Raw genomic sequence first — 13,172 nt, forward strand, 5'->3', positions numbered from 1 at the left:
TGGCGCGAATCCATCATAACTCGTTTTATTTTTTTTGCAAAAGCAACATTAGATGCATGGCCCGGACGGGCAGCCATAATTTGTGCTTTGATTGGTCTGCCTACTAAGGCTAAATCACCAATCACATCTAGTAGTTTATGTCTTGCAGGTTCGTTTTTATATCGTAATTCTATATTATTTAGAATGCCTTCTTTTTGAACTTCAACTTTCTCTTTTCCAAATAATTTAGCTATTCCATCAAGCTCGTCATCGCTAACAACTCGATCAACAATAACAATTGCATTATTTAAATCGCCACCTCTAACAAGGTTTTGCTTATGAAGCATTTCTAATTCATGTAAAAAACAAAACGTTCTGCAAGAAGCAATCTCTTTTTCGAATTGAGTGATGCTATTTAACGTTGCATGTTGGCTTCCAAGTACGGGTGAATTGTAATCAACCATTACTGTTACTCTGTAATCATCTAAAGGAAGAGCCGCTAATTCAATGTTTTTTTCAATATCGTGAAAAAATATACCATGAGGCACTTCAAAGAAATTACGTAGCGCATTTTGCTCTTCTAATCCAATGATGTTGATTGCATCAATAAAAGGCAAAGAGCTCCCATCCATAATAGGAATTTCAGGACCATCTACTTCAATAATAATATTATCTATTTGAAGACCTACTAAAGCAGCTAATGCATGCTCTACGGTATTAATTCTTGCTCCATTTTTTTCAATAGAAGTTCCTCTAGAAACGTCAACGACATTATCTACATCACATTCTATAATAGGTTGGTCAGGTAAATCAACACGTTTAAATATAATTCCGTGGTTGATTGGAGCAGGTACAAAAGTAAGATTTACTTGGGCTCCCGTATGCAAGCCTACGCCTGAAACCTTAACAGGCGCTTTAATGGTGTGTTGTTTTGTATACATCTAAAATTACAATTCCTTAATAACAGACAAATTTAGTATTTTTTCTTCCAATTCCTCTATACGTCTCTGTAATGTGGGAAGTTTTCTATATATGGCAAATGACTTCAAAGAATCAAGTTTTTCAAACGCAGGGGAACCTAAAAGTGTCGTTCCTTCTTTTGAAATACTTTTACCAATACCTGCCTGAGCCGCTACTGTCGTTTTATTCGCAATTTTCAAATGACCAATGATTCCAACTTGGCCTGCTATGATACAGTTTTCTCCAATCGTAGTAGAACCTGAAATGCCAGATTGTGCCGCAATAACAGTGTTTTTTCCTACTTTAACGTTATGTGCGATCTGAATGAGGTTGTCAACTTTAACACCATTCCCAATAATTGTAGAGCCCATTGTAGCGCAGTCAATTACAGTATTTGCGCCAATATCAACATTGTTTCCGATGATTACATTTCCAATTTGGGGGATTGTTTTGAATGTGCCATCCGCTTGAGGTGCGAAACCAAATCCATCACTACCAATTACGCATCCAGACTGAATGGTTACATGGTTGCCTAAGGCGCAACTTGCATATATTTTTACCCCAGCATATAAAGTTGTGTTGTTACCAATAGTAACATTATCACCAATATAAACTTGTGGAAATATTTTGACATTGTCGCCAATCGTACAATTGTTGCCTATATACGCAAATGCTCCAATATAATGATTCGAACCAATAGTAGATTTATTGCCAATAAATGAAGGTTCTTCTTTACCTACTTTGGATGAGATCAATGCTTGTTGATATGCTTCTAAAATGCTTGTAAAGCTAGAATAAGGATCTTCAACAAGAATCAATGCTGCAGATACAGGAGATTTAGGTGAAAAATCCTTTTTTACAATTACAGCACTCGCTTGTGTAGTGTAAATGTAGTTTTCATATTTAGGGTTAGATAAAAATGAAATACTGCCGGATGTAGCTTCTTCAATTTTAGCAATAGCATTTACTTTAACTTTTCCGTCACCCTTAATTTCACCACCAAGTAGTTGTGCTATTTCCTCTAAAGTAAACTCCATTGAATTTAATTTTCTAATAGTTTAGTAACCGTTAATACTCACAAATATACATTTTTTGGACAGCAAATATAATGTTTGATTACTATTTTGCTAAGTGCCTGTATATTGGGTAAGTCGGATGCTTTTGCAACATCTAATATTTCTTTATTCTTCATTTTTACCTTGATTTGCTCATCCTCGGGTAAATAAGCTGCATTACTAATGATGCCTGTAGGTAAAAAATATTCTATATCCTCTTCTTGAATAGGCATGGAATTCAATAATTGATTTTTTAATAGATCAATTTCTCCTTTTTCGAATGGGTTACTTTGAATTTGAACGGAAAATAACTTTCTATCTAGTAGCATATTACATATTTTGGAGAGTATATAATCGTCCTCCTTGGTCCACTGTTTTATGGAGTACCATAAATCAATGTCATCTAATTTTAAAAACGAAGTTAATAAGTATTCATTTTCGATAAGTGATTTATATGAAATGTCATTTTTTAAGAACTCGGATAAAAAGGGTGGCTTAAATGACAATTGGTTCACCCGGATTAGATGCTTGGCTCTCTTCACAATGGATACAATCATATTTTCTGCACTGACAGTAGTTTTGTGCAAATACACTTGCCAATACATCAACCTACGTGCAGTAAGGAAATTTTCGATACTATAAATGCCTTTTTCTTCAACAATCAATTCGTCATTGTGTAATTCAAGCATTTTTATTAACCGATCAGCGCCTATAGTACCTTCAGATACTCCCGTAAAAAAACTATCTCTACTTAAATAATCCATTCGGTCCATATCTAATTGACTGGATACAAGCTGATGGAAAAACGGTCTATGGTAGGTATTTTTAAAAATAGATATGGCGAGGGATAATTTATTGTCAAATTGTTCATTCAGCCTTTCCATGATAAACAACGATAAATCTTCGTGCTTAATGTTTGCAAGTAGCGCGTACTCAAGTGCATGAGATAATGGACCATGCCCAATATCGTGTAACAATATGGCTAGTTGCGCACCTTCAAACTCTTCGGAACTAATGACATGACCTTTACTTTGTAATGATTTTAAAGCTTCAGTCATTAAGTGCATTGCTCCCAAGGCATGATGAAAGCGTGTATGTATGGCACCAGGATACACCATTTCTGTTAATCCTAATTGTCTAATTCTTCTTAGTCTTTGGAAGTAGGGATGCTGTATAATTTCAAAAATTAAATCTGTAGGTATATTAACAAATCCCCATACAGGGTCGTTTATTACTTTTTTCTTATTTATCATAAAATTGTTTATCGATGTTAAAATACTATTTTTATTTTTTCGTTTAAATAATAAATTATACACATATGCAAAAATACCATATTCTTTGGGCGGATGACGAAATAGATTTGTTAAAACCACATATTATTTTCTTAAATAACAAAGGGTATGAAGTTACAACTGTAACAAATGGCATCGATGCCTTAGAATTGTCAAACGCTCAACTTTTTGATATCATTTTTTTAGATGAAAATATGCCCGGATTAAGTGGCTTAGAAACTCTTGTTAAAATAAAAGAACTACGTCCATTGGTTCCGGTAGTGATGATTACCAAAAATGAAGAAGAGCACATCATGGAAGAGGCGATTGGTTCTAAAATTGCTGATTACCTGATTAAGCCAATTAATCCAAACCAAATTTTGATGTCGATTAAAAAACTGCTTCAAAATAAAGTATTGGTGAACGACAAAACAACTTCTGCATACAGACAAGAGTTTGCATCTATTAGCATGACTATTAGTGACAAGTTAGATTATGCGGAGTGGATAGAATTATATAAAAAGATTGTACGCTGGGAAATTGAAATTGAGTCAGTAGGAGATAGTAGTCTGAAAGAAATTTTATTGTCCCAAAAGTCGGAAGGGAATCAACAGTTTTTTAAAACTATAAAAAATAACTACGAAGATTGGATTAATGAATCATCGGATGATAAGCCTGTTTTTTCCCATACGGTATTTAGAAAAAAAATCCTTCCAATTTTAAAAGAAGAAAAGGTATTTGTTTTGTTGATTGATAATTTACGTTACGATCAATGGAAAATATTAGAACCCTTAATTGCAGAATCCTACAAAACCGAAACAGAAGAACTGTATTATTCGATATTGCCGACAACAACCATGTATGCACGTAATGCTTTTTTTGCGGGAATGATGCCCTCTGAAATTGAGAAAAAATATCCTGGGTTTTATAATGGAGAAGAGGATGAATTAGGGAAAAATAATATGGAAGAGCAATTGCTTCAAGAGCAATTGAAGAAAAACGGCTTAGATATAAAATTCTCCTATCAAAAAATTACCACTCTAAATCAAGGTAAAGCATTGTGTGACGGTATTAAAAACATACTGGATAATCCACTGAATGTTGTCGTGTACAATTTTGTAGATATGCTTTCTCATGCACGTTCTGATATGGAAGTGTTAAAAGAACTTGCACCCGATGAAGCAGCTTATCGTTCTATTACTGCAAGTTGGTTTAAGCATTCTCCCTTACAAGAACTAATTCAAATATTAAGTCACAAAAAAATAAAATTGGTTATTACTACAGATCATGGAACAATCCGTGTAAGTAAAGGGCATAAAATAGTTGGAGACAAAACGACCAACACCAATATGCGATACAAAGTGGGTAAAAACCTGGGTTTTGATGCCTCAAATTATCTAATGGAGGTTAAGAAACCTGAAAAGATATTTTTACCGAAAGTGAACATGTCGGATGCATACGTATTTGTTGGGGATGAATTATTTTTTGTGTACCCAAACAACTATCAGAAATTTGTACAGATGTTTAAAGATACGTTTCAGCATGGCGGAATTTCAATGGAAGAAATGTTAATTCCGTTTATAATATTAGAACCCAATAAATAAGTGTTACATCTCATAAAAAAAGGTTTCGGAAAGTATCAGAAACCTTTTTTTATGAGATGATTGGCCGAAAAAGTACAGCCATGGAAAGATTTGTGATACAGGTGAGGAGGGAGACGTCAATATCGGAAAAAAAATACATCATCGAATAGTTTCAATTGTGCCTGAATGAGTAAAAACAAAAGAGGCTTCCTGAACTTAATCAGAAAACCTCGTTTTTTTTGATCTATAAACCAACACGAATCAATCGTGTTGGTTTGTCTAGAACCTAGTACCTAGAAACGGGTAGCTTTATTTAAATGTATATCTAAATATCGGTTCAATATCTTCTGCCTGATGATGTATCGTGTGAAGATCTTTTATAATCCCAGTATCTAGGCCATATACCCATCCGTGAATTTCAAGTTGCCTGCTTTCCCAAGCGCGTTGTATCGCCTTCGTTTTAGCAAGATTTCGAACTTGTTCAATCACATTTAATTCTACAAGTCTATTTACTCTATCCTCTTCAATTTCAATTGCGGATAATTCAGCTTCGTTTTTATTGTAGACTTCTTTTATGTTGCGCAACCAATTATCGACGTAACCGAAGGAACTATTTTTCATGGCAGCAATAACACCACCACAACCATAATGCCCACAAACGATAATGTGTTTTACTTTTAAAACTTCAACAGCATATTCCACAACACTTAATAAATTAAGATCTGTATGTACAACCATGTTTGCAATATTTCGATGTACAAATAATTGCCCCTGCTGTGTAACTGTTACTTCCGTTTCAGGTACACGACTATCGGAACAACCTATCCATAAATATTCAGGTGTCTGCACGATTTTCATTCGTTTAAAATAATCTGCATCGTTTTGAATTTTTGATAATGCCCAACGTTTATTTCCGCTTAATAGGGATTGATAGCTTTCTTTCATATAGGTAATGTGTTAATTTAATGGGATGAGACAAGTTTGTCGATAATCTGAATGTTGATGGCATCAATTTCTATGTTTTTTTCTGCTGCAGCATCCATAAATAAATGAATGGTTTCTAAAACATCGTAGTCAATAGACTTAATGTTTTTACCATCTAAAATGAGATAGGAGTTTGCAGGGATTGTATCTAGCATTTTCAATAGTACACCTTTATTGATAAATGAAACGGTTTCTGGGAAAGTAATAAGGGTATGTGTTTTCCCTTCAATAACTGTATTGGATACTTTAATCGGAATGCGCATTAAGTCACGCAGAATGAAATAAATTGCTACAATTAACCCACAAACAATACCTTTTAACATATCTGTCAATAGCATTACTATTATTGTTGTTAGAAAGGGTAAATATTGATTTATCCCCAATGAAAACATGGATTTGATTAAGCTTAATTTTGTTAGCTTGTAGCCCGTGAATAACAAAATCACAGCTAAAGATGCATTTGGTATTCGCGTTAATACATCGGGAAATACCAATACACTTACGAGCAATAGAAAACCATGTACGTATCCAGATAATTTATTTGAAGCTCCTGCAGCTATATTGGCAGAGCTACGAACGATAACGGATGTTACAGGAATTCCTCCAACAGCAGAGCAAGCTAAATTCCCTAATCCTTGAGCAATCAATTCTCTATTAGGAGAACTTGGTTTAAGCACCTTTTTTAATTTATCTGATGCATCCAAACTCAAAAGCGATTCTAAACTTGCAACAATAGCAATAGTAAAACCAACAACATATGTTTTTGAATTTGAAAATCCCGATAGGTCAGGAAAACGTAAGCTATTGTATAAATCACTCGTAGAATTGATTGTTGGTAATGCAACCAAGTGGTCTTGTTGTATAAACAGATTTGGGAAAAAGTACTCAAATATAGAATTTAGAATAATTCCCAAGAGTACGATTACAAGTGCATTGGGGATGAACGATAACTTCCCATCTGGATGAATGAATTTGGGTGACCAAAATATCATTACTATTATCGATATGCCGCTTACTATTGCAGGACCAGGGGTGAAGAAGTTTAACATATTTAATAACTCTGAAAAGCTATTCCTTCCATCCATCTGCCAGAAAGCCATATCGCCTTCTGGATCTAAATCGTAACCAACGAGGTGAGGTATTTGCTTTATTATTAGTATAATCCCTATTGCTGATAACATTCCCTTTATAACGGAGGAAGGGAAATAATAACCAACTATACCTGCTTTTATAATGCCTAAAACAACTTGAATAGCACCGGCAACAATCATTGCTGTTAATAGTGCCTCAAAAGATCCGAGGTCATTTACTGCAGTTAATACAATTGCAGTTAAGCCAGCTGCTGGTCCACTGATACTATATTTAGATCCGCTAAATAACATAACAACAGAGCCACCTATTATACCACTTATAATACCAGCGATGGGTGGCGCGTCTTGCGCAATAGCAATACCCAAGCATAGGGGTAATGCAACTAAAAATACAACAACACCCGATTGGATGTTTTGCAACGTCTCTTTAATTGATAACATAGTTAATAATTTAAAATGAGTACATAGAAAATACAGGCGTGAAATATTGTATTTAAATATTTTACGCCAATGTCTGTATCAAATAAATTATACCTCTGGTGGGGGAGAAATTACTTCTTGAAAGTGTGATTTAAAAAGTAATGTACTTTTGCGTAGTAAGTGTTTGTTGCAAATAAAGGATAAAAATAAAGCTACGTTAAAATAAGATTTTAAATAATAATTGTGATTTTCTTTTATGTCTATTGTTTGATGGGTTTCTTCATTTAAATCTTCGCAAATTCCAATAGTCGTATTTGTGTTTTTTACAGAAAGCAAATCAACAGTAGGTTTGAAATTTTTAACGATAAGAAGAATTCCTCCCTTGCCTATTATACCAAGTAAGAAAATTAAAAAGAGGAAGTAGGGAGTCAGTCTCATTTTTTAACAACTTAAGATCTGCCCAGGTATTTAAATGACTTTGCTATGAGAGAAATATCCATAAATAAACTATAGTCTCTAGCGTAAATGAAATTTAACTCTTGTATAGATTTTGTGTTTGTATTTTCTTCGTTCTTACATGCAATAGATGGATGAATAATTCCCGATTTAATTTTTGGGAGATTAACCTGATTGGTATGCGTAAACCCAACCCAAGATTTTTTTCCAGTAAATACGTTAAATATGTTTCGTAGGAAGTTAGAAGGTTTTTCAATTACCAAGGCAAGTATTGGGAATAGTATAAAAAATAGTATGCTCGAGGATATATCTAGCATTCGTTTGTATTTAATATTTTCTTCCTCTATAATATTTAGGTTTATTTGAAGCTGATAAAAATCTCCTCTGCGATTTTTTGAATTACTACCGATAATGAAATTCGTTTCTTCGGGTACAATTTTAAAATCCACAACCGAGTTGTCTATTTGAGTCATCCACTCTATAATAGAATTCGCTGGTAAATCTTTTGAACAAAAAATAATCTCATCTACTTTATATAAACGTACAATATTTAGCAACTGCTTTGTAAAACCTAAATATTTACCTTTTACGTCAGCATTATTTCCTGTAGTAATAAAACCTAAAATATTTAATTTATAATTTGATTCTTGTAATAATAAATCGATGCGGTTACATTCATCATAGGAACCTACAATCACTATTTTTTTATTTTTATTATCTCCTAAAGCAAATCGACCATTTTTTAACCAATGAATGATTCCTCTAAAAAGAATTACAGCACATAAAGAAAGAATAGAACCTTCAATCAAGAAGTTTTTTGAATATCTATATTCATCAATAAAGTAAGATAAGGATGCTATAATAAGTGTTCCAAAGAAAAAGCTTTTGATTAAACTTATTATAGAAACATCACTTTTGTAAGAGCCAGAAAAAAGTAGGGAACATATCCAAGTGAAAGTAAATAATGGAATTATTTGCCTAAATACTAATTGGGTAGATGGATCACTATAATGTATGGACTCATTCTTTAAATAATATAGACCAGTGAGAGTAAGTGATATGATAACTGTATCCAATAGAATGGGATTCAGTTTGTCCGTTATTCTATTTATAAGTGCTATGCATGCTCGGAAATAAATAGCAGCATTAATTAATATTTTAAATGCACCTGTTTTATTAGACGTGAAATGCTTTTGAGCAAAAATGATCATTGCCTTGTAAAAAATAAATACGTAGTTGACACTTGTTTTTTTTGTACTTTCACCTTTATAGTGAATAATACGTGTGTCAGCTAAGTAATAATTTTTATATCCATATTTTATAATGCGATAGGATAAATCAATATCCTCTCCATACATAAAATAATCTTCATCTAAAGAGCCCGTTATGTCTAAAACAGACTTTCTTAAAAACATAAATGCTCCAGACAAAACTTCTATTTCGTGTGTTTTATCTTTATCTAAATAACCTAGATGGTACCGTCCAAATTTCCTGGATTTTGGAAATAATTTTGCTAAGCCAAAGATCTTATAAAATGCAACCCAAGGAGTAGGGAAACCTCTTTTAGATTCAGCCAAAAAATTACCTTTGCCATCAATCATTTTTACCCCTAAACCACCACCATTTGGGTTTGCATTCATAAAGTTGATGCATTTTTCTAATGTGTCAACTTCTATAACTGTATCCGGATTTAATAACAATACATATTCGCCAGATGCGTTGGCAATTGCTTGGTTATTTGCTTTAGAAAAACCTACGTTTATTGTATTTTGAATAAGTGTTACCTGAGGGAATTTTGCTTTAACCATTTCTACAGAGCCATCTGCAGAATTATTATCGACAACAAAAACTTCTATATCCAAATTTGCGCTAGCCTTGGACACAGAGATTAGTGCCTGTTCTAAAAAATGGCACACATTATAATTTACAATTATAATACTTAATTGTTTCAATCTTCTTTATTTTCAAAAAGAGTACGGGTTGCAATACTTCTACCAAGTGTAACTTCATCCATATATTCCAACTCGCCACCAAAAGGAATTCCTCTTGCTATTGTACTTATTTTGATGGGATAAGATTTTAGTTTCTTGGTAATAAAGAATGCAGTTGTATCACCCTCCATAGTTGGGCTAAGCCCTAATATTACTTCTTTAATTTCGGTATCGGTTAGTATACGTTCAATTAATGAATTTATTGTTAGCTGATCTGGTCCAATACGTTCCATCGGTGAGATGACTCCACCCAAAACGTGATAAACCCCAAAATATTGATTCGTATTTTCAATAGCTAGTACATCTTTAATATCTTCAACTACGCAAACAATACGTTGATCTCTACTTTTGCTGTTGCAAATATCACAGATTAAATGATCGGATATGGTGTGGCATTTTTCACAGTACTTAATATTTGCTCTGACATTAAGTAAAGCATGCGCTAAACTTTCTGAATCTTTGTTTTCCTTTTTTAATAAGTGCAATACTAATCTAAGAGCTGTTTTCTTTCCGATTCCAGGTAGTTTGGAAACTTCTAATACTGCTTCTTCTAATAATTTAGAAGGAAAATTCATAGATTATAAGATAGGTAAAACAAGAAATAGGAGTGAATGTGTTGTGTGATTATTCTATTTCCGCAGAAATACCTTTATCGCACAAACCTTGTCGCATGGGCTTAAGTTCATTAAAAGAACCAACTTTGACAGAGCATTTACCTTTGTAGTGAATTAACATGGTACATTGTTCCGCTTGTTCTGGAGTATGTGCACAAACTGACATTAACATTTGGATGACATGCTCAAATGTATTCACGTCATCATTATAAACAATAAGGGCATTCATATCAGAAGTTTGAACTTCTTCTTCCATAACAGCAACTTCTTCTTGATGTTGAAATGGAAACGAATGATTTAGAATACGATTCATAATTCTTTCGGTAAGGTGTATAGCAAATATAATAAAAAAAGGACAATTTTGTGGGATTTTAATCTAGAATAATATGACTATTTCCTTAATTATTGGAATTCTGGGTGCCTATTTTGCCGCTTTGTTATTTATTGCATGGCTGACATCCAGAAATGCAGATTCTGATGCTTTTTTCACCGGCAACAAACAGTCTGCTTGGTACTTAGTTGCTTTTGGTATGATTGGGACTTCCGTTTCTGGAGTGACATTTATTTCTGTACCCGGAATGGTAAATGCGAATGGCTTTTCTTATTTCCAGCTAATATTAGGGAATATGGCGGGCTATTTTGTAGTGGCTGGTGTTTTAATGCCTATTTATTACAAATCCAATATGGTATCAATTTATACCTATTTAGAAGAACGGTATGGATATTGGTCCTATAAATCAGGTTCCGCAATTTTTCTTTTATCCCGTACACTAGGCTCTTCGTTGCGATTGTATTTAGCTGCTGAAGTATTACATACCTTTTTATTCAAAGATTTAGGGGTTTCATTTGCAGTAACAGTTGGAATTACCATTGCGCTCATTTGGATTTATACCTTTAAGGGAGGTGTAAAAACAATTGTTTGGACGGATTCCTTTCAAACCTTATTTTTAGTAGGTGCTGTAATCATAAGTGTCGTCGTTATTTCTCAACAATTGGGTTGGGGAGTGGTTGAAATGGCTCATAAAGTTCATGAAAGTAAGTATTCTACCATTTTTCATTTTGAAGAAATTGGCGCATCAAATTACTTTTGGAAGCAGTTTATTTCTGGGGTGCTTATTACGATTGCTATGACTGGCCTAGATCAAGATCTGATGCAAAAGAATTTAACGTGTAAAAATCTAGGCGAAGCACAAAAAAACATGTATTGGTTTTCTGTTGTTCTTGTAGCCGTAAACTTATTGTTTTTAACATTAGGGGCATTGTTGTATATGTATGCGGGAGAAAAAGGCATAGAAATCCCTACACAAACAGATTTCTTCTATCCGATGTTGGCATTGAAAAGTTTGGGCGTAATTGCTGGCGTGTTTTTCTTATTGGGTATTACAGCCTCTTCCTATGCAAGTTCAGATTCAGCGCTTACCGCTTTGACCACAGCATTTTGTATCGATTTTTTAAATTTCAATAAACATAAAAAAGAAAACAAAGCACGCGTGCGTACCTATGTGCATGTAGGCTTTTCGGTTTTATTTTTTATAATCATCGTATTATTTAAAGAATTCAACCAAGGCACTACGGTAATTGTAATGGTATTGAAAGCTGCTGCATACACCTACGGGCCACTACTGGGGATGTTCGCTTTTGGCATTATAAGTAAAAGAAGTGTGAAGGATGGTGTTGTACCTTTTATTTGTGTATTGTCGCCCGTTTTAACCTTGTGTGTAGTATATGGGTTAAAAGAAGTATTTGACTATAAAACAGCATTTGAAGACCTACTTATTAATGGCATAATTACGTATGCTGGAATGTATGTCATATCTACTAAAAAGGAAAAATAGATTTACAGTAATTCTTCGCTCGGATCCCAAAATGCGTCTTTGAATCGGATGATTTTAATTCCATTTTCAATTTCAATACCCTCCTTTTGAAGGAGTTCTTCCATTTCTTTGGGATGTCCGAAATGATGTTTGCCAGTTAGTAATCCACTGCTATTTACTACACGATGAGCTGGTATGTTTTTGTTTGAATGGCAGGCATTCATTGCCCATCCTACCATACGTGCAGAAGATTTCATGCCTAAATAATTACCGATTGCTCCATAAGTAGTTACCCTTCCATAAGGTATTAGCACAACTACTTCATATACCGATTGAAAAAAGGAAATGGTTTTCTCTTTCATTTTACGATAGAATTCAAGTTCTATTTTAGGTGAATCCAACATAAACCAAATGTAAATAAAAAATAAAGAGTAGAGGACTATGGACTATAATTTCCAATATGCCATTTTTTTATTTGGAGGGAATTAAATGCCTCTAACAAGACACGTATTGCTGTTGATTCTGGTTTTTTTCAAGAGGAGGCAAACGCTAAAATCCCTCATATTCTATAACTTACCCACTTCATAACTTAATTGTTGATATTATTTAAAAAAAATCAATGAAAGAAGTTTGTGAATTCCCATAAAATGCATAGTTTTGCATCCTCATTAGACAACACTGTTATCTATGATTAGCATAGAGAGATGGCAGAGCGGTCGAATGCGGCGGTCTTGAAAACCGTTGAACTGCGAGGTTCCGGGGGTTCGAATCCCTCTCTCTCTACGTGTGTAAAGCCTTCCAATTTATTGGAAGGCTTTTTTATTTATGTTAATAATAAAATGGAATCTTAAAATTATCCATTTTATTATTAACTTTGAAAAATCTTTAAATGCAAAGTGTGCCTATCAAATAAATAGTCGGCCTTATTCGTTAAAAAAAAAAAAAAGAATTAAA

General features: G+C 33.6%; 12 protein-coding genes and 1 tRNA gene. 3 read left to right on the forward strand and 10 right to left on the reverse strand.

Features of this window, described 5'->3' with window-relative positions; genetic code table 11:
* From lpxC to Q0543_RS13180, 3 genes are all read right to left on the reverse strand, one after another.
* Positions 1-920, reverse strand: a 920-nt coding sequence (gene lpxC / locus Q0543_RS13170) for a UDP-3-O-acyl-N-acetylglucosamine deacetylase (RefSeq protein ID WP_299253899.1), incomplete at its 3' end; no start/stop codon positions are given.
* Positions 921-926: 6 nt separating this feature from the next.
* Entirely contained in the window at positions 927-1,976 is a 1,050-nt protein-coding gene (gene lpxD / locus Q0543_RS13175; RefSeq protein ID WP_299253902.1) for a UDP-3-O-(3-hydroxymyristoyl)glucosamine N-acyltransferase, read from the reverse strand.
* 38 nt (positions 1,977-2,014) lie between these two features.
* Positions 2,015-3,247, reverse strand: a complete 1,233-nt coding sequence (locus Q0543_RS13180) for an HD domain-containing protein (protein ID WP_299253905.1) — start codon at positions 3,245-3,247, stop codon at positions 2,015-2,017.
* A 65-nt stretch (positions 3,248-3,312) separates the two neighbouring features.
* Here Q0543_RS13180 and Q0543_RS13185 point away from each other — a divergent pair, with 65 nt between their 5' ends.
* Positions 3,313-4,869, forward strand: coding sequence for a PglZ domain-containing protein (locus Q0543_RS13185; protein ID WP_299253907.1), 1,557 nt, complete (start codon positions 3,313-3,315; stop codon positions 4,867-4,869).
* Between the two features lie 288 nt (positions 4,870-5,157).
* Here Q0543_RS13185 and Q0543_RS13190 read toward each other — a convergent pair whose 3' ends face one another.
* The 6 genes from Q0543_RS13190 to Q0543_RS13215 form a co-directional block, all read right to left on the reverse strand.
* Positions 5,158-5,793: a carbonic anhydrase gene (locus Q0543_RS13190; protein ID WP_299253910.1), complete on the reverse strand. Its 636-nt coding sequence runs from the start codon at positions 5,791-5,793 to the stop codon at positions 5,158-5,160.
* A gap of 17 nt (positions 5,794-5,810) precedes the next feature.
* Positions 5,811-7,364, reverse strand: a complete 1,554-nt coding sequence (locus Q0543_RS13195; protein ID WP_299253913.1) for a SulP family inorganic anion transporter — start codon at positions 7,362-7,364, stop codon at positions 5,811-5,813.
* An 87-nt stretch (positions 7,365-7,451) separates the two neighbouring features.
* Positions 7,452-7,781 carry a hypothetical protein gene (locus tag Q0543_RS13200; RefSeq protein WP_299253916.1) on the reverse strand — a complete coding sequence of 110 codons (330 nt, stop codon included), beginning with the start codon at positions 7,779-7,781 and terminating at the stop codon, positions 7,452-7,454.
* Between the two features lie 11 nt (positions 7,782-7,792).
* Positions 7,793-9,751, reverse strand: coding sequence for a glycosyltransferase (locus tag Q0543_RS13205; protein ID WP_299253919.1), 1,959 nt, complete (start codon positions 9,749-9,751; stop codon positions 7,793-7,795).
* Positions 9,748-10,365 (reverse strand): recombination mediator RecR, encoded by a 618-nt coding sequence (recR, locus tag Q0543_RS13210; protein ID WP_299253921.1) that lies wholly within the window; start codon positions 10,363-10,365, stop codon positions 9,748-9,750. The genes Q0543_RS13205 and recR overlap by 4 nt, the downstream gene beginning before the upstream one ends.
* Before the next feature lie 49 nt (positions 10,366-10,414).
* Positions 10,415-10,717, reverse strand: a complete 303-nt coding sequence (locus Q0543_RS13215) for an ATP-dependent Clp protease adaptor ClpS (RefSeq protein WP_299253924.1) — start codon at positions 10,715-10,717, stop codon at positions 10,415-10,417.
* 73 nt (positions 10,718-10,790) lie between these two features.
* On the opposite strand from Q0543_RS13215, the gene Q0543_RS13220 reads away from it, so the two are divergent.
* A complete protein-coding gene (locus Q0543_RS13220; RefSeq protein WP_299253927.1) occupies positions 10,791-12,239 on the forward strand; it encodes a sodium:solute symporter in 1,449 nt (482 codons plus the stop codon).
* A 2-nt stretch (positions 12,240-12,241) separates the two neighbouring features.
* Here the strand turns inward: Q0543_RS13220 and Q0543_RS13225 are convergent, their stop codons facing one another.
* Positions 12,242-12,580, reverse strand: a complete 339-nt coding sequence (locus Q0543_RS13225; protein WP_299253930.1) for an MGMT family protein — start codon at positions 12,578-12,580, stop codon at positions 12,242-12,244.
* 336 nt (positions 12,581-12,916) lie between these two features.
* Between Q0543_RS13225 and Q0543_RS13230 the strand changes: the two genes are divergently transcribed.
* Positions 12,917-13,001, forward strand: a tRNA-Ser gene (locus tag Q0543_RS13230).
* The last annotated feature ends 171 nt before the right edge of the window (positions 13,002-13,172 follow it).

Source organism: uncultured Cytophaga sp. (assembly GCF_937863595.1).
Classification (GTDB): Bacteria; Bacteroidota; Bacteroidia; order Cytophagales; family Cytophagaceae; genus Cytophaga.

What these genes read in the sequence shown, in the direction of transcription:
- Q0543_RS13215 (WP_299253924.1), bottom strand. Translation starts at nt 10,717, where the DNA reads ATGAATCGTATTCTAAATCATTCGTTTCCATTTCAACATCAAGAAGAA.
- Q0543_RS13220 (WP_299253927.1), top strand. Translation starts at nt 10,791, where the DNA reads ATGACTATTTCCTTAATTATTGGAATTCTGGGTGCCTATTTTGCCGCT.
- Q0543_RS13225 (WP_299253930.1), bottom strand. Translation starts at nt 12,580, where the DNA reads ATGAAAGAGAAAACCATTTCCTTTTTTCAATCGGTATATGAAGTAGTT.
- Q0543_RS13180 (WP_299253905.1), bottom strand. Translation starts at nt 3,247, where the DNA reads ATGATAAATAAGAAAAAAGTAATAAACGACCCTGTATGGGGATTTGTT.
- lpxD (WP_299253902.1), bottom strand. Translation starts at nt 1,976, where the DNA reads ATGGAGTTTACTTTAGAGGAAATAGCACAACTACTTGGTGGTGAAATT.
- Q0543_RS13195 (WP_299253913.1), bottom strand. Translation starts at nt 7,364, where the DNA reads ATGTTATCAATTAAAGAGACGTTGCAAAACATCCAATCGGGTGTTGTT.
- Q0543_RS13190 (WP_299253910.1), bottom strand. Translation starts at nt 5,793, where the DNA reads ATGAAAGAAAGCTATCAATCCCTATTAAGCGGAAATAAACGTTGGGCA.
- Q0543_RS13185 (WP_299253907.1), top strand. Translation starts at nt 3,313, where the DNA reads ATGCAAAAATACCATATTCTTTGGGCGGATGACGAAATAGATTTGTTA.
- recR (WP_299253921.1), bottom strand. Translation starts at nt 10,365, where the DNA reads ATGAATTTTCCTTCTAAATTATTAGAAGAAGCAGTATTAGAAGTTTCC.
- Q0543_RS13200 (WP_299253916.1), bottom strand. Translation starts at nt 7,781, where the DNA reads ATGAGACTGACTCCCTACTTCCTCTTTTTAATTTTCTTACTTGGTATA.